A 16708-nucleotide genomic window follows, 5' to 3' on the forward strand; every position below is an offset into this window, starting at 1 on the left:
CCAATCACCCAATTCAGGTCTTCCTTGTATCATACTTAAGTACCCTATATTTCCAACTGCATGTAATTCGCAACTAGAAAATAAATACTTTGGTATTGATTTTTGTCATGGCACCAAGGTATGATTTTTCACACTACAAGTTCGGAGATAGGGGACGGAAAGCATGCCATTGCCAGCCTCACGGCGGGCTCTGTTGTTCGGTCGAACCGGCGGCAGGGAGCGGGCGGTCGTACGACCGCCATGGGCGGTATCGGAGGATCGGTTCACCGATCTTTGCGATCGCTGTGGGGACTGTTTTTCGGCTTGCGATGAAGGCATCTTGATCAAGGGCGCCGCCGGTTTTCCCGAAGTGAATTTTCAAAAGGGCGAATGCACGTTCTGTGGTGATTGCGTCACGGCCTGCAAGCCCCGCGCCTTGCAGCGCGATGAGGCGCGCGCGCCCTGGGATCTGACCCTGCAAATCACCGACAAATGCCTGTCGACCCGTGGCGTGACCTGCCGGGTCTGTGGAGACCAGTGCGATACGCGCGCCCTGCGTTTTCGTCTGGTGGTCGGAGGCCACGCCCTTCCCGAGATTGAACAGACCGCTTGCACAGGATGCGGCGCCTGCATCGGACCCTGTCCGGTAAAGGGCGCTATCGCACTGATCCCCGGCCAAGGGGCAACAGAGAATAACGAACAGGGAGCGCACCAACCATGAAGGTATCGCGATTTATCGACGAGGAGGTGGCCGCCCAGGCCCCCAACGTGCAAGGCACGGATCACGGCTCATCCGAGCCGGTGGTCAATGTCTGCGGGGTCCTCGTGCATGCGGCGCCGGGCCAATCCGACGCCGTTACCAAGATGCTTAACGATCTGCCGGGGGTGGAAATTCATGTTGCCAGCCCCGACGATCGCTTCGTTCTCACCATCGAGGACGTGGAAGACTGCATGGCCAGCGAATGTCTGGCCGCCATCGCCGAAATGCCCGGTGTGATGAACTCGTCGCTCGTCTATCACCATTTTGAATCCAAAGACTCCATGGAACGGGAGGAGACCCCCTCATGAAACTGACCAGGCGTGATTTTGTAAAAGCCAATGCTGCCGCCGCGACCGCGGCCGTGGCTGGGCTGACTTTGAACTCCGAAACCGCCGACGCGGCCATGAAACGCCGCTCGAAGATCCGTTGGGACAAAGGCGTTTGCCGTTTCTGCGGCACCGGTTGTGGCGTGCTCGTGGGCACCCAGAACGACCGTGTCGTCGCCACTCAGGGCGATCCCGATGCGCCGGTCAACAAGGGCCTGAACTGCATCAAGGGCTACTTCCTCTCCAAGATCATGTATGGCAAGGATCGCCTGACCAGCCCGATGCTGCGCAAGAAGAATGGCCAGTTCGACAAAGAGGGCGATTTCGAGGCCGTTTCCTGGGACGAAGCCTTCGATGTCATGGCCGACAAGTGGAAAGCGGCCATGAAGGCCAAAGGCCCGACCGCGGTTTCCATGTTCGGTTCCGGCCAATGGACGATCATGGAAGGCTACGCTGCCGCCAAGTTCATGAAGGCCGGTCTGCGTTCCAACAATATTGACCCCAACGCGCGTCACTGCATGGCCTCGGCCGTGGGGGCTTTTATGCGGGCCTTCGGGATTGATGAGCCCATGGGCTGCTACGATGATTTGGAGCATGCCGACAGCTTCGTGCTCTGGGGCGCCAATATGGCCGAGATGCACCCGATCTTGTGGTCTCGTCTTACCGACACCCGCCTGACCAAGGAAGGCTGCGATGTGCACGTGCTCTCGACCTTTGAGCATCGCTGCTTCGAACTGGCCGACAACGGCATGGTGTTCACGCCGCAGACCGATCTGGCGATCCTCAACTACATCGCCAACTACATTATCGAGAACAAGGCCTACAACGAGGACTTCATCGGTAAGCACGTCAACTTCACCAAGACGGTCACCGATATCGGCTACGGCCTGCGTCCGGAGCATCCGTTGGAGAAGGCGGCCAAGGGCAAGGGCGGCAAGCTGACCAAGATCAGCTTCGAAGAATTCGCCGAGTCCGTGAAGCCATACACCTTGGAGTATACCTCCAAGCTGTCCGGCGTGCCGGAAGCCAACCTGCTCAAGCTGGCCAAGGTCTATGCCGATCCGAACCGCAAGGTGGCCTCCTATTGGACCATGGGTTTCAACCAGCATACCCGCGGTGTGTGGGTCAACGGTCTGCTCTACAATGTGCATCTGCTGATGGGCAAGATCTCAGAGCCGGGCAACAGCCCGTTCTCGCTGACCGGCCAGCCTTCGGCTTGCGGAACCGCTCGCGAAGTCGGCACCTTTGCCCACCGTCTGCCCGCCGATCTGGTGGTCATGAACCCCAAGCACCGGGCCTTCGCGGAGAAGACCTGGAAGCTGCCCGAAGGCACCATTCCCGGCAAGCCCGGCTACCACGCCGTGTTGCAGCACCGCATGTTGAAGGACGGCAAGCTCAATTGCCATTGGGTCCAGTGCAACAACAACATGCAGGCCGCCGCCAACCTCAACGAGGAAAGCTACCCCGGCTATCGCAACCCGGACAATTTCATCACCGTTTCCGATCCTTATCCGACGGTCACCGCCCTGGCCGCCGACCTGATCCTGCCCACCGCCATGTGGATGGAAAAGGAAGGGGCTTACGGCAATGCCGAACGGCGGACCCAGTTCTGGCGTCAGCAGGTCAAGGCCGTCGACGGGGCCAAGTCGGACTCCTGGCAGGTGATGGAATTCGCCAAGCGCTTCAAAGTGGAAGAAGTCTGGCCCGCTGAACTTCTGGACAAGATGCCCGAATACCGGGGCAAAACCGTTTACGACATCCTGTTCGAGAATGGCGTGGTCAACAAATTCCCGGTGGAAGACGTCAAGGATGGTGCGGGCAACTCCTATGACAAGGAAGACTCCGACCACTTCGGCTACTACGTCCACAAGGGCATCTTCGAGGAATACCGGCTGTTCAATTCGGTGGCGGGCGTTCCGAAGAAGGGTCACGAGATGGCCGATTTCGACACCTACCACAAGGCCCGGGGCCTGCGGTGGCCGGTGATCGACAACAAGGAAACCCTGTGGCGCTTCCGCGAAGGCTACGATCCGCATGTGAATGCGGGCGAGGGCGTGAAGTTCTATGGCAAACCGGACGGCAAGGCGAACATCATCTTCGCGCCTTTCGAACCGGCGGCCGAAAGCCCCGATGCCGAATATGATCTGTGGCTGTCCACCGGTCGTGTGCTGGAGCATTGGCATTCCGGTTCCATGACCCGGCGCGTGCCGGAACTGCACAAGGCGTACCCCAACGCGGTGGTCTTCATTCATCCCGAAGACGCCAAAAAGCGGGGTCTGCGTCGCGGCATGGAAGTCAAGGTCCAATCCCGTCGCGGTGAAGTTATCACCCGTGTCGAGACCCGTGGTCGCAACAAGGTTCCCGAAGGGCTGGTGTTCATGCCCTGGTTCGATGAAGGCCAGTTGGTCAACAAGCTGACCCTGGACGCCACCGATCCGCTGTCCAAGGAAACCGACTACAAAAAGTGTGCCGTCAGGATCGTCAAGGTCTAACGGTCAATCCCCGAAACTCCCCGCCGCCAAACCCTATGAGGCGGCGGGGGTCTTTCCCTAAGTAGAGTTCGAGTTATGGCCGACAACACATCGAGCAGCACCAAGCAGAACGGCAGAAGAGGGTTCCTCGGCAATTCGCTGAAGGCCGCCTGCGGCACTGCTTTGTTCGCGTTCGGTCTGTCCGTGGCCAATCGTCAAGCGGCCTCGCTGCCCACCGAGGCCATCCGCCCACCCGGCGCCCTGCCGGAAGAGGGTTTTCTGTCGGCCTGCACCCGCTGTGGCCTCTGCGTTCGCGACTGCCCGTACCAGATTCTGGGATTGGCCGAGCTCGGCGAACCGGTGCCGGTGGGGACGCCCTATTTCACCGCCCGGACCGGGCCTTGTGAAATGTGTGACGACATTCCTTGTATACCTGTTTGCCCGACCGGTGCCCTGAGCCGCGAGTTGACCGATATTACCAAGGCCCGCATGGGCGTGGCGGTGCTGGTGGATCAGGAAAACTGCCTGAACTTCCTGGGCTTGCGCTGTGATGTCTGCCACCGGGTCTGCCCGATGATCGACGAAGCCATCACCTTGGAGCGGCGCCCCAACATGCGCACGGGCAAACACGCTCTTTTCATTCCCACCGTGCATGCGGACAAGTGCACCGGCTGTGGGATCTGCGAACAAAAATGCATTCTGCCCGAAGCGGCGATCAAGGTGTTCCCGGAACATCTGGCACGCGGCAAACTGGGCGATCATTACCGATTAGGCTGGGAAGAAAAACAAGCCAAAGGCGAGGCCCTCATCCAAGGAATCATCGATCTGCCTGACCGTGGTTATGCCCCGGCGACGACCGACGAATTCAAGCCGACCACACGGCTGAAAGGGTTCAAGCCATGACCGGCAAGCCCAAGGACATCAAGCGCCTCGCCGGGCGCGCGGCGGTGGAGGAAAATGGCTGGTGGACGGCCCATAAATGGCTGGTCTGGCGTCGCGTATCCCAGGCTTCCATGTTGCTGATTTTCCTGGTTGGTCCGCTGACGGGTTTTTGGCTGATCAAGGGAACACTGATTTCGAGTCTGATCCTCGATAGCGTGCCCTTGGCCGATCCCCTGGTGACCTTGCAGGCCTTTGTGGCCGGGCATTCCTTGGAAATCGATGCCCTCATTGGCACCGCCATTGTGTTGGCGGTCTATGCCGTGATCGGTGGCCGCATGTATTGTTCCTGGGTCTGTCCGGTGAACGTGCTCAGTGACGGGGCCCATTGGCTGCGAGTCCGACTCAACTGGACCCGCTCGGGTGTCCATGTCGGTCGCGGCGCGCGCTTGTGGATCTTGGGCGGCGTATTGCTGGTTTCGGCCTTCGGTGGGGTCATCGCCTGGGAGGCGGTTAATCCCATCAGTATCATCCATCGCGGGCTGGTCTATGGCACCTTGTTCACGGGCGGTTTGGCCTGGATGGTGGTGGCCGGGATCTTTCTGGTGGAGCTGGTTGGCGGCAACCGGGTCTGGTGCAGCCATCTCTGCCCGGTTGGGGCCTTTTACGGCCTGATCGGCAACAAGAGCTTTTTACGGGTCAGCGCTCCGCGGCGCGACGCCTGTGATGATTGTTTGGACTGCTTTGCGGTCTGTCCCGAAGGACAGGTTATCACCCCAGCGCTGAAAGGCGCCAAGACCGGCGACGGTCCGGTAATCCTGTCCTCCGATTGCACCAACTGTGGACGGTGCATTGATGTCTGTCCGCAGAAGATATTCGAGTTCAGCAACCGGTTCAAAAACCGCCCCGAGGATCTGGTGAGTGTGGAATCCCCACCGCCAGCCAAGGAAGCGGCATAAAAACCGGAAGGAGACTTCATCCATGACCATGACACATAGAAGGGGAGATCTGGCGGTGAAAAAACTTCTGACAATCGGCATGGTGGCCGGTGCCCTGATCCTGGGCCTGGTGACCTCGGCTCAGGCGGACGTCGAGACCCTGCGCGGTGAGCAGGTAGATACCAAGAGCCTGTCCACACCGGTGCCGAAGCTGGTGATCGGCACCAAGTTCGAACGCACATTCCGGCAGCAACCGCCGATGGTGTCGCACGAGGTGGACAAGTATCAGATCAATATCAAGGCCAACGAGTGCATCAAGTGCCATGACTGGCGTTATGCGGCCAAGGAAAAGGCTCCTGAAATGAGCAAGCCTCATTACAAGGACCGCAATGGCGAGGAATGGGACGAAGTGACCCGTGGCCGTTGGTTCTGCACCCAATGCCATGCAGCACAAACCAATGTGATGCCGCTGGTCGAGAATACGTTCACGTCCAAGTAAAGACTCGGCAACGAGCAAAAGTGTAAGGAACGCGGTATGTGGAAATTCCTGACCCGCCCCAGCGGGACCTTGTCGGCCGGATTGTTGCTGATTGTCGGCTTGGTTTTGGGGGTGGTTTTCTGGGGTGGATTCAACTGGACCCTGGAACTGACCAATACGGAGGCTTTCTGTCTCAGTTGTCATGAGATGGAGCGCAATGTTTATCGGGAATACTCTGGCTCGGTGCATGACACCAACGCCAGCGGCGTCCGCGCCACATGCCCCGATTGCCATGTGCCGCGTCCTTGGATTCATAAGATCGCCCGCAAGATCAGGGCCAGCAATGAGCTGTATCATCACTTCTTAGGCACGGTGGATACCGCCGAGAAGTTTGATCAGCATCGGCTGACCATGGCCAAGCGGGTCTGGACGGTGATGAAGGAAACGGATTCCCGCGAATGCCGGAATTGCCACGACTTCATGGCCATGGACGTGACCAAGCAGGAATCCCGAGGCCGGGCCCGACACCTGGAAGCCCAAGATCAGGGCATGACTTGTATCGATTGTCACAAGGGTATCGCCCACGATCTGCCCCACGGGGCCTTGGATGCAGCGGACCAGATGAACGAGACCTGGAACGCCGTACAGCACAAGCGGGCGCAATAGCCCACCTGCGCCTGAGGAGACGACCCGCTACAGCTTGGACCTGGGCGGGTCGTTTTCTTGTGTGCTTAAAGCCTTTCGCGTTTAATATGACCCGTTGTGATGGCCACCGGAGGCCACCCTGCGGGCCGATCATTTTGCCTAAGGGGAGCGTCGCGACCCTTGACCGTAGCCCCGCTACGCCCTGCGCGCCACTCCTGCCCCTAAGGCAAAATGATTCGGTCACAATGGGTCATATGAAACGCGAAAGACTTTAGTTATATCGAAATTCAAAGCGAACGGAGGCGTTTGTGTCGTCATCCTTGATGCCGCTCGAAGAGGCTCTGGACAAAGCCCTGGCCGGTCTTACCTGTGTCTGTGAAATGGAAACGCTGGTTCTGGGCGAGGCCCAGGGCCGGGTGCTGGCCGAAGATGTGATCGCCACCCGCCATGTACCGCCTGCCGACAATTCGGCCATGGATGGGTTCGCCGTTCGCCGGGCCGATCTGTCGCAGGATCTCGATAATGATCAACCGGTGGTCGGAGAGTCCTTGGCGGGGAATCCGTTCAACGGCCCTCTTGCGCCAGGGGCGGCGGTGCGTATCGCCACCGGAGCCTTGATCCCCAGTGGCGCTGATACGGTGATCATGCAGGAATACTGTACCTTTACCGAGGAGTCCGGTTCGGTAATCCTATCTGCCGAGGGCGTGCGAAAAAGCCCCTTGGCAGCGCATATTCGGCGCCGGGGCGAAGATGTGGCGGCCGGTTCGATATTGCTGACGGCGGGAACTATTCTTCGTCCTCAGGAACTCGGTGTGCTGGCAGCCCAGGGCGTGGCTCGAATTCCCGTTCGGAAAAAACTGCGGGTGGCGGTATTCAGCACCGGCGACGAACTGCACGAACCCCACGAAAAGGACATTGGTGATTCCATATACGATTCCAATCGCCACATGCTGATGGGTCTGCTGAGTTCCTTGGGATGTGCGGTGAACGACCTCGGCATCCTGCCCGATCGTTTGGAAATCATCACCGACGCCCTCGACAAGGCGGCCAAGGACAATGACCTCTTGATCACGTCGGGGGGCGTGTCCGTGGGCAAGGCGGATTTCGTCAAACCGGCGGTGGAGGCTCTGGGCGAGATCGATCTGTGGCGTATGGCCACCAAGCCGGGCAAACCGGTAATGAAGGGCCGGATCGGTGACGCCATGGTTCTCGGGCTGCCCGGGAACCCGGTGGCGGTGATGGTCAGCTTCCTGCAATTCTCCCGGCCTTTGATGCTCCGGATGATGGGGGCGGTCGGACGAGCGGTGCCGAGCCTGAAAGTGCCAGCGGCGTTCGAATTCAAGCGCAAGCCCGGACGCCGGGAATGGCTGCGGGCGCGATTGACCGAAGATGGGGCTCGGGCGGAGATTTTTCCCCTCAATAGTTCCGGGGCGCTGACCTCCCTTTCCTGGGCCGATGGGTTGGTGGAACTGCCGGAGGCTTGTACCGCCGTGACCGAGGGGGAGACGGTCACCTATATCCCGCTGAGCGGTTTTTCGTTGCTCTGAAAACATTTGCAGGCTTCGGCAATTACGGATTTTCTGTTACACCAGAACAGGATGGGGAATCGTAGGCGAGGAGTCCGACAGCAATGATCGACACAGGGTCTCTCGGCATGATCGAGATGGACGCATTGCGTCTGAGCCTGAAAGTGGGGCTGACAGCGGCGGTGGTCGGTTTGGTTCCTGCCGTGGTCATGGCCTGGATTCTGGCACGCCTCGATTTTTTTGGGAAATCTCTCATCGATAGCGTCATCCACCTGCCCTTGGTGCTGCCACCGGTGGCCGTGGGCTATGGATTGTTGTTGCTGGCTGGGCCGGACGGCGTTGTTGGGTCCTGGCTATCGGCAGCTTTTGGATTAAACCTCTCGCTTGGTTGGCTGGGAGCGGTGGTGGCGGCGACGGTCATGGCCTTTCCCTTGTTCGTGCGCGCCGCGCGTCAGGCTTTCGAAGCGGTTGATCCGCGTTTGGAGGAGCTGGCAAGCACCTTGGGCTGCGGGCGTTGGCAGGTGTTTCGGCGGATCTCGCTGCCCTTGGCGTTGCCTGGCGTGGTCGCCGGGATGCTCTTGGCCTTTGCCCGCGCGTTTGGGGAGTTCGGCGCGACCCTGACTTTGATCGCCGTGATTGGCGGTAACAATCGGACCTTGCCTTTGGCGCTGCGGGAACTGACCCAATCCCCGGATGGGGCCGAGGCCGCCTTGCGGCTTTGCCTGTTGTCGGTGGTGGTGGCTCTGGGGGCCTTGCTGATTTCCGAATGGCTATCGCGGCGGGTTCGCAAACGCATGGAGGCCCGGTCATGATTGCCGTCGACCTGCATCTGGATGACCCGCGGACTCCTATTGGTGCCTGCTTCGAAACGGATCTTGCCGGGATAACGGCGATCGTTGGGCCACGCGGATCGGGTAAAACCACCCTATTGCGGATGATTGCCGGATTGACCAAGCCGGATCGCGGGCGCCTGACCATGGGCGAGCGTGTGCTGTTCGAATCCCGGGTCCCTATCAACCATTCGCCGGACAGGCGGCGCATGGGATTGGTAATCCCCGGAGGCCAGTTATTTCCCCATCTCTCGGTGCGTAAGAATTTGGTGTTTGGTCGGGAAGAAGGGCGCCGGGTCGGGGTAGAGGAACAGATCGGCTTCGATGATGTGGTGGCCCTGCTTGATTTGGGCGAGCAACTGGAATGGGCGACCAACCGTCTGAGCCCGATGCAAGAATCCCGGGTGGCCTTGGGGCGGGCCTTGTTGATGCAGCCTGAGATGCTCTTACTGGTTAGTCCCGATAGCGCAATCATGGCCTTGCTTTCGGAAATAGTCACGCTGTTCAAGATCCCCGTGCTTTTCACCAGTGAAGACAGAGAGGGTGCCGCCCGTGTTGCCGGCAAGCTACTGGTCATGGTCGGAGGGGCGGTCGAACCCATCAAGATTGCCAAGAAAGCACCAACGGCGGCAAAGAAGTCGAAGCCGAAACCAGCCGCCAAAACGGAACCGGTTGCGGCTCCCAAGGACCCCTTGGCTGGCGAGATATCGACGGTATTGACAGCCAAGGTCTGGGGCTATGATTCCCGCGATGGCCTGACTCGGTTGGAATATGCGCCGGGCCGGGAAATCAGTGTCATGCGCGATGATCTGATGCCGGGGCAGGAAGTCAAGGCCACGATCCTGGCGCGGGATGTGGGCGTCGCCTTGGCCGTTCCCGAGGGATTGGGCTATCCCAATGTGCTCGAAGGGATCATCGGCGAAATCACGCCGCATAAGTCCGGCTTGGTGGATTTGGTCATTGATGTTGGGGCGCCTTTGTCGGCGCAGGTCACCAAAGGTACGGTCAAGCAATTGGGGCTCGCCGAGGGCAAAACCGTCTATGCCCTGTTCAAGTCGTCGGTGATTCGGGAAGAGTTGGTGGCAGAGTGAAGGTGAAGCAACTGCCCTGACCAGGAGTGGAGGTCACCCAGATATCCCCTCCATGCAACTGCAGTATCTTTCGACAAACCGCCAGGCCGATGCCAGTACCCTCATAAAGATCGCTGGTGTGCAGCCGCTGAAAGATAATGAAAATGCGGTCGTTGTGTTCGGGGTCGATGCCTATTCCGTTGTCGGTGACACTGATATGCCAACGCTCCCCTTTCAACTGGGCCTCGATACGGATATCCGGAGGAACACCGGGCTGATGGTAGGTCAGGGCATTGGCGATCAAATTCTGAAACAGGCGGAGTATCTGGGACCGGTCGACAGGGAGGGTCGGCAACGGGCCGGTGGTGATCATGGCGTCCGTCTCGACAATCCGCGGCTGTAGGAAGGCCAGGGCCTGATCCACTACGTGGTTGAGCGGGGTGATACGGGAGCCTTCGCGCCGGGTTGCGACCCGGGAATAATCCAGCAGGTCCTGGATAAGGTGATCCATGCGGCTGGCACCATCCACGGCAAAGGCGATATATTCGTCCGCCGTTGGATCCAACTGGCCTTTGTACTGTCGTTCCAAAAGCTGGCAATACGAGGTCACCATCCGCAATGGCTCGCGCAGATCATGGGAGGCCACATAGGCAAAGCGCTCCAGTTCTTCGTTGGAGCGGGACAGTTCCACCTCGAAGTTCTTGCGATCGGTGATATCGACCATAAAGCCGTTGATGGCTATGGGAATACCATCATCATTCTTGAGAACGCTGACGATATCACGCAGCCATATGTAGTCCCCATCCGCCTTGAGCATGCGGTATTCGAAAGCATGATCGCGACCGGCGGCGGTTTCGTTGGTACAGGTGCTAAGGGCCTGCTTCCGGTCGTCGGGATGGATATGATCAACCCAGAAATCCAAATCGGTCCACTGGGAAACGGGAAAACCAAATAGTTCCTCCGCATGGGGCGAGATATAGGTGAACAGGCCGCTGACCAAGTCCACCTCCCAGGCCACGATATGGGTGTTTTCCACCAGCGACCGAAAGCGCTCCTCGCTTTTCTGGAGCTGCTCCGTTCGTTTGGCGACCCGGATCTCCAGTTCCTCGTGGGAGTGACGCAGTTCGTTCTCCGCCTCGACCCGACGAGTGACATCATCGAACAGCGCAACCACTTCGCCAGTTGGGATCTTGAATACTCGATTTTCACGCCAGTTTTTTCGGTGGCTATCCTGATATTGGGTGGCAGGGAGAAATTCCGAAACCCCAGTTTCCCACACGCGCCGCAAAGTCTCCAGTAGGCCGAAGTCCTCGACCCCTGGAAAGACTTCAGTCAGGCGCTTACCCAACAGTTCATGGCGACTGATTCCTTCGATATTCTCGGCTCCCAAATTGAAGGCCTTGAACAGGAAATCCTTGCCGTCGTCGATGGCTTCATAGATGACCACGCCACTGGTCATGTGCTCGATAAGCTCACGGTATCGGGCTTGGGACTCTATATATTCCTGGGTGCGGAAGGCCACTTCACGGCTGAGCAATCGTGTCCAGACCACGAACATGATCAGCACCATCACCGCGCCGCCCAGCCCCCACCAGAACCAGGTCGGAAGTTTCTGGGTCTCTTCGGGGCGGACGCCCAGCCAACGGTCGAGCGTTTTGTAATAAAAGCTGTTTTTGTCCTGGCGCCAAGCCGCCAGGTGACGGTCGATGGCGGCGCTCAATTCGGCGTTGCGCCCTTCTGGCAGCGCCACTTGCAGGCGGAAAGGACTGAAAACAATGGAGCTGCGCTTGGCTTGGAAACTGCTTTCCTTGGAAAATCCCAAAAGGCTGTTGACCACGGCGGCATCGGCCTCGCCATCGTCGACGGCCTGCAAGGCGGCATCATAGGATTCCAGGGGCAAAAGGGTGCATCGGATGCCGAAATCCCGACAGAGTTCCCCGTATTTATTGCCCAACAGTCCGCTGCGCATGACCGCAACCTTCTTGTCGGCCATATCGAATAAATTCTGTGGCGAGAAATCCGGTTTCACATAAAGCTGTGCCCAGACCGAGACCACGGTTTCCTTGGAGAAATCAATGAATTCGTCACGCGTTGGGGTGCCGGCAATACTGGTCATCAGATCGATGTCACCGGCACTGACCCGTTCAAGGCCTTCGGCAAAGGTACCGGGCACGAACTCTAGATGCCACCCTTCTTGCTGGGCAATCTGATTAAGAAGGTCCACATAGATGCCGCGGGGCGTGCCGCTATCATCGATAAAGACCTGTGGGAAGTTGTTGTAGACTCCCACCTGGACCTCGCCATTGGCGCCACGGGCCAGAACCGGGGTGGCAATCAACAGGGAACATAGCAAAACCGCCAGCACCGGAATGTATCCGGTCACGGCTCGATCAAGTCTCAAGGACGGGTCTCCCCCCAGGAATCGCGCTCATGTGACGTCTTTTATGGACTTCGATGCGTCGCGAGTATGGCATCAAACCCTATTCTTTAGTAGGTCTTTCTCTACTGGGCGGCGTCGAACTGTAATGAAAAAGTGGCGGTCACCATATCCATGGTATTGCGGTGGTCAATCAGCCAATTAGCCAAGCCTTCGCTGAAATAGCTCTTCAAATCCGCTTCCTCGCCCGCCTGGAGGCGTGACAGAACCACGCGTAATTCGGCCAGCACCCGCTCGTGTTCTCCTTTATGCATGGGGTAAGCGAAGAAGCCGATGGTGCGCATCATCTCTTCCTCACGACCGAAATGCTCTGTGCAATGGTCCAGGAATTGGGTCATGAGAGCGATGAGGGAGTCCCCCGTCGCCTCGGCCATCTCGTTGATCAGGTTCACGGCTTCCAGATGGTCATCGTCCATAAAGGCAACACCAACCTTGAAGTCGTCGGTCCAGGTCAGAGCGGTCATGGGGCACAGTCTCCTTTGTTGGGTGTTTATTGCAGGGTCAGGACAAGAAAGGCAAGAATGGCGCCTGTTATGCTCCAGACTAAAATCAGGCCTCGCAGGGCCAGCGCGCCGCCGCGATACATGAAAAAGGCCATGCCGAAAATCAACAGCCCGCAGATTACCAGGGCAATGGCACTATCGGCATTCAAGTCGTTCATGCGGTGCCTCCCGGAGTCAGGAGATCGAGGCCGATGATAATGGTGATCAGAATCGCAAGGAAAATCGCAAATCCTTTTTGCCAGCCCGATCCGCTGTGTCGCAGGTTCAGGTAGTACCACAGGATTACGCCCACTTTCAGACCAGCCAAGCCCAGCAAGGCCGCGATCCAAGGGCCCGCGAGGCCGGTTTCCAGATCGACCCGACCAGCGCCCATGGTGCCGATGGTCAAGGCCATCAGCCCGATCCAGGCGGCGATCAGCGTTTTTACGGTGGCCATGTTGCTATGCATAAGGACTATCTCATGAGGTAGATAACGGGGAAAATCAACACCCAGATCAGGTCCACCATGTGCCAGAAGGCGGCGCCGGTTTCCAGGTTCTCCAGGCTGTTCTTCCAGGCCACCACGGCCAGAATGATCAACCCCAGCACCACATGCAGGGCGTGGAACCCGGTGACCAGGTAGTACAGGGTGAAGAAGGTGTTGGTCTCGATGTCAAAGCCCTGGGCCAGCTTGGCATCGTACTCGACCATTTTGACTGCAAGGAAAAGAACCCCCACGGCCATGGCGGCGATCAGCCACAGGCGCGAGGCTTTGCCATGTCCTTGTGAGCTGACCCGTACCGCGATGGCGGCAAGCAGGCCGCTGGTCAGCAGGATCATGGTGTTGACCGCTCCCGCCACCCGGTCCAGGTGGGCCTGGGAGGCGTCGAAGGTCACCGGGTCGAGCATTCGCGCTCCGGCAAAGCCGATCAGCGCCGCACCGAAAACCAGCAGCTCGCTCCAGATTAAGATCCACATGATCGGATTGCCGGGCAGGCTGGACAACGGCCCCCAGCCGTCGTCGCCGGTTGGTGGGGGGTGAGGGGTCAGGGTCACGGGGCGCGCATCCATGTCAGGCCACCAAATGCCGGAAGATGGCGGGCAGGGCCATGGTCAACCGGTCCATGTGGGAGACGATGGCGCAGCCACCGCGTCCGAAAAGATAGGGGAAATAGTCCCGGGCCTCCGTATCCACGGTGACGCCGAACACCGCCAAGCCTTCCTGCCGGGCCTCTCGGATGGCCATGCGGGTATCCTCGATGCCATAGCGGCCTTCGTAGTGATCCAGGTCATTGGGCTTGCCATCGCTGATCAGCAACAGCAACCGGTGGCGGTTGGGGCGTTGATTGAGCTGTTCCGTGGCGAAACGCAGCGCCGGTCCCATGCGGGTGTAATAACCGGGCTTCAAGGCGCCGATGCGTCGGGTCACAGTGGGGGACACCGGTTCGTCGAAGTCCTTCACCCGGTCCAGCCGTACATAATTGCGTTTGCGCGAGGTGAAAGTATAGACCGCGTGGTCGTCGCCCGAGGCCGCCAGGCCGTGGGTAAGGGTGGTCAGGGCCTCCTTTTCCACGTCCAGAACCCGCCGCCCTTCCATCCAGGCATCGGTGGACAGGGAAACATCCACCAGGATCAAGGCCGCCAGGTCCCGGCTTTCATTGCGGAACTGCACAAAGATCCGGTCGCTGCCCTCCCCGGTGGCGGCCAAATCACAGCGCGAGCGGATCAGGGCATCCACGTCCAGGTCGCGGCCATCCATTTCCCGGGGCACCCGTTCGCGCTTCGGGCGCAGGGCCTCGAACTGGCGGCGCACCTTGCGAATGCGCTGGCGGGTGCGGTCGTCGGGGGTCCAGTCTTCGCCTTCGTCATCGGCAAGACCGGTCAACACCCGGCAATGGGCGGGATGATAGATCTTTTTGCGGTAATCCCATTCGGGAAAGGTTTTCACGCCCAGCAGGCGAGTGGGGTCCACGGCGCCCGCTGGCAAGTCCAGATCCAGCTTAATCTTCGATGCGGTTTTTTTGTCGTTATGGGAGATGGTCAACTCGTCCAGGTCCTCGGCGGCGCGCAGGGGGTCCTTGTCCCCTTCGTCGTCGTCGGGCCGATTAACATTGACCATTTCAGCCATGGCGAGGATTTTTTCGAAGCGGTCAAGAATGAGCGGGTCGTCCCGTTCGGCCTGGTCATTGTCTTGGCGCGAGGCGGCGAACTTGCGCCCGTCGCGGGCATCCTCGGACTCGGTCCCATCGCCCGGATCATCATCGGGATCATCGCCGATCTTTCCTTCGGGATGTCGGTCGATCACCTCTCCCCACAGGGGCACGGGTAGGAAGGACTTATAGGCCATCGTTGCGTGGAAAGGGGTCAAGTCATCGCTTTCCCCAGTGACGTAAGCCAGGTGAGCCAAGGCACGCGGATCGGTTGGGCCACCGAGCAGCGCCTGGATACAGTCCTCGACCCGTTGTTCCTCGCGGGGCAGGGAGCGTTTGGGCCGAAGGGTTCGCAGGCTGTCGCACAAGACCTTGTGATGGTTGCTCAGACCGGGCAGGGCGGCAAGCACCCGGCGGGTTGTCCTATGGACACGACGCAGCGCCTGCAGGTCGGCCCGATAGGGATCCTCGGGGTCTGAAAGCGGGTAGCTCGCATGGGCCAGGTAGGCCGCCAGCCACAGATACAGGCGGCGGTTCAGATCGGTTTGAGGAAAGACATCGATGCGCGCTGGAAGAGTCAGGGTTTCCGGGTCGCGGCTGGCTGTCTCCATTTTCTCCGCATCCATGCCGAGTTTCATCAGCAAGCTCAACCGATGCTTCTTGTCGCGGGCCACGGCCGCAGCCAATTGCAGTCCCGGGTCGCCGCCGATACCGTGGAAAAACACTGCGAGAGTGGTGCGAACCTGCTCCAAGGTCACCGCGGCTTCCTGATGACGGGGGTAACTGGTTTGTCCACCGATCAGCCGATGCCAATGGCGGCCCACCAGTTCTTCCGGTTCGAATAGATCGCGCAGGCTCACCGTCGCGTCCTTCCTGTCAGCCGAAGGTGGCCCGGACCACTTCGTCCAGGCCGGCCTTGACGTCGTCGTCATCCGAGAGGGGTTCGATCAGGCTGGCCCGGGCTGCATCCAAATGACTCATGCCCGACCGGATCAGAGTCGCACAATAGACCAGCAGGCGGGTCGAAGCGCCTTCTTCCAGGTCCTGGTCCTTCATGGAGCGGATGCGCCCGGCCAGATTGACCAAGGCCAGGCATTTGCTCTCTTCCAGGCCAGACTCCCTGGCGACGATGGTCACTTCCAGATCCGGCGCGGGATAGTCGAAATGCAGGCCGATGAAGCGCTGCCGGGTGCTGGGCTTGAGGCTCTTGAGAATGTTCTGATATCCGGGATTATAGGATACCACCAGCATGAAATCGTCGGGCGCTTCCAGGGTTTCCCCGGTGCGCTCCAGGGGCAGGATGCGGCGGTCGTCGGTCAGCGGGTGCAGCACCACGGTGACGTCCTTGCGCGCTTCCACCACCTCGTCCAGATAGCAGATGCCGCCCTGGCGCACCGCATGGGTCAGCGGGCCATCCACCCAGGCCGTCTCGCCACCCTTGAGCAGATACCGCCCGGTGAGGTCGGCGGCGGTCAGGTCATCGTGACAGGAAACCGTATGCAGGGGCAGACCCAGCTTGGCCGCCATGTGGGCCACATAGCGGGTCTTGCCGCAGCCTGTTGGGCCCTTGAGCATCAGTGGAAGATTATTCTCGCGGGCTCGTTCGAACAATTCGCATTCGTTGCCCACGGGTAAGTAGAAGGGGATATCTGGATGGGGATTTGTCATGGCTCGTTTCAAAAAAAATTCGGGGTGACCGGGGGGATGTTTGTTTCCTGGGGAGGAAACGGGGCCGGT

Annotated in this window: 17 protein-coding genes; 10 read left to right on the top strand and 7 right to left on the bottom strand. The window is 59.4% G+C overall.

All coding sequences use genetic code 11. The features are described from left to right. Nucleotides 1–163 precede the first annotated feature (163 nt). The 10 genes from napF (at nt 164) to MGMAQ_RS05710 (ending at nt 9923) form a co-directional block, all read left to right on the top strand. Entirely contained in the window at nt 164–700 is a 537-nt protein-coding gene (napF, locus tag MGMAQ_RS05665) for a ferredoxin-type protein NapF (protein ID WP_046020781.1), read from the top strand. Continuing rightward, the gene (locus MGMAQ_RS05670) at nt 697–1047 is read left to right on the top strand and encodes a chaperone NapD (protein WP_082085293.1); all 351 of its coding nucleotides are present in this window, start codon (nt 697–699) and stop codon (nt 1045–1047) included. The genes napF and MGMAQ_RS05670 overlap by 4 nt, the downstream gene beginning before the upstream one ends. After that, entirely contained in the window at nt 1044–3557 is a 2514-nt protein-coding gene (gene napA, locus MGMAQ_RS05675; protein WP_046020782.1) for a nitrate reductase catalytic subunit NapA, read from the top strand. Before MGMAQ_RS05670 ends, napA begins: the two co-directional genes overlap by 4 nt. A gap of 75 nt (nt 3558–3632) precedes the next feature. Further along, nucleotides 3633–4439, top strand: coding sequence for a ferredoxin-type protein NapG (gene napG / locus MGMAQ_RS05680; protein ID WP_046020783.1), 807 nt, complete (start codon nt 3633–3635; stop codon nt 4437–4439). Continuing rightward, nucleotides 4436–5374, top strand: coding sequence for a quinol dehydrogenase ferredoxin subunit NapH (gene napH / locus MGMAQ_RS05685; protein ID WP_046020784.1), 939 nt, complete (start codon nt 4436–4438; stop codon nt 5372–5374). The genes napG and napH overlap by 4 nt, the downstream gene beginning before the upstream one ends. Nucleotides 5375–5396: 22 nt before the next feature. Beyond that, nucleotides 5397–5852 carry a nitrate reductase cytochrome c-type subunit gene (locus MGMAQ_RS05690; RefSeq protein ID WP_052716159.1) on the top strand — a complete coding sequence of 152 codons (456 nt, stop codon included), beginning with the start codon at nt 5397–5399 and terminating at the stop codon, nt 5850–5852. Between the two features lie 36 nt (nt 5853–5888). After that, on the top strand, nt 5889–6497 hold the full coding sequence (locus MGMAQ_RS05695) for a NapC/NirT family cytochrome c (RefSeq protein WP_046020785.1): 609 nt from the start codon (nt 5889–5891) through the stop codon (nt 6495–6497). Nucleotides 6498–6784: 287 nt separating this feature from the next. Then, on the top strand, nt 6785–8023 hold the full coding sequence (gene glp, locus MGMAQ_RS05700; protein ID WP_252508683.1) for a gephyrin-like molybdotransferase Glp: 1239 nt from the start codon (nt 6785–6787) through the stop codon (nt 8021–8023). An 83-nt stretch (nt 8024–8106) separates the two neighbouring features. Then, on the top strand, nt 8107–8814 hold the full coding sequence (modB, locus tag MGMAQ_RS05705) for a molybdate ABC transporter permease subunit (RefSeq protein WP_148560861.1): 708 nt from the start codon (nt 8107–8109) through the stop codon (nt 8812–8814). Next, the gene (locus MGMAQ_RS05710; protein WP_046020787.1) at nt 8811–9923 is read left to right on the top strand and encodes an ATP-binding cassette domain-containing protein; all 1113 of its coding nucleotides are present in this window, start codon (nt 8811–8813) and stop codon (nt 9921–9923) included. Before modB ends, MGMAQ_RS05710 begins: the two co-directional genes overlap by 4 nt. Here the strand turns inward: MGMAQ_RS05710 and MGMAQ_RS19350 are convergent. The 7 genes from MGMAQ_RS19350 to MGMAQ_RS05740 all read right to left on the bottom strand — a co-directional run bounded on the left by MGMAQ_RS19350 (nt 9883) and on the right by MGMAQ_RS05740 (nt 16639). Then, the gene (locus MGMAQ_RS19350) at nt 9883–12303 is read right to left on the bottom strand and encodes an ATP-binding protein (protein WP_082085295.1); all 2421 of its coding nucleotides are present in this window, start codon (nt 12301–12303) and stop codon (nt 9883–9885) included. The two genes, MGMAQ_RS05710 and MGMAQ_RS19350, sit on opposite strands and share 41 nt — an antisense overlap. Before the next feature lie 101 nt (nt 12304–12404). Further along, on the bottom strand, nt 12405–12803 hold the full coding sequence (locus tag MGMAQ_RS05720; protein ID WP_046020788.1) for a bacteriohemerythrin: 399 nt from the start codon (nt 12801–12803) through the stop codon (nt 12405–12407). Nucleotides 12804–12829: 26 nt separating this feature from the next. Continuing rightward, nucleotides 12830–13000 carry a hypothetical protein gene (locus MGMAQ_RS20985; RefSeq protein ID WP_158498791.1) on the bottom strand — a complete coding sequence of 57 codons (171 nt, stop codon included), beginning with the start codon at nt 12998–13000 and terminating at the stop codon, nt 12830–12832. After that, complete coding sequence (locus MGMAQ_RS05725; protein ID WP_158498792.1) at nt 12997–13278, bottom strand: cytochrome C oxidase subunit IV family protein; 282 nt, start codon at nt 13276–13278, stop codon at nt 12997–12999. The genes MGMAQ_RS20985 and MGMAQ_RS05725 overlap by 4 nt, the downstream gene beginning before the upstream one ends. A 17-nt stretch (nt 13279–13295) precedes the next feature. Continuing rightward, complete coding sequence (locus MGMAQ_RS05730) at nt 13296–13892, bottom strand: cytochrome c oxidase subunit 3 family protein (RefSeq protein WP_046020790.1); 597 nt, start codon at nt 13890–13892, stop codon at nt 13296–13298. 1 nt (nt 13893) lies between these two features. Further along, nucleotides 13894–15831 carry a nitric oxide reductase activation protein NorD gene (locus tag MGMAQ_RS05735; RefSeq protein WP_252508684.1) on the bottom strand — a complete coding sequence of 646 codons (1938 nt, stop codon included), beginning with the start codon at nt 15829–15831 and terminating at the stop codon, nt 13894–13896. Between the two features lie 16 nt (nt 15832–15847). Continuing rightward, complete coding sequence (locus tag MGMAQ_RS05740; RefSeq protein ID WP_046020791.1) at nt 15848–16639, bottom strand: CbbQ/NirQ/NorQ/GpvN family protein; 792 nt, start codon at nt 16637–16639, stop codon at nt 15848–15850. Nucleotides 16640–16708: the final 69 nt, after the last annotated feature.

It is taken from the genome of Magnetospira sp. QH-2 (genome assembly GCF_000968135.1).
Classification (GTDB): domain Bacteria; phylum Pseudomonadota; class Alphaproteobacteria; order Rhodospirillales; family Magnetospiraceae; genus Magnetospira.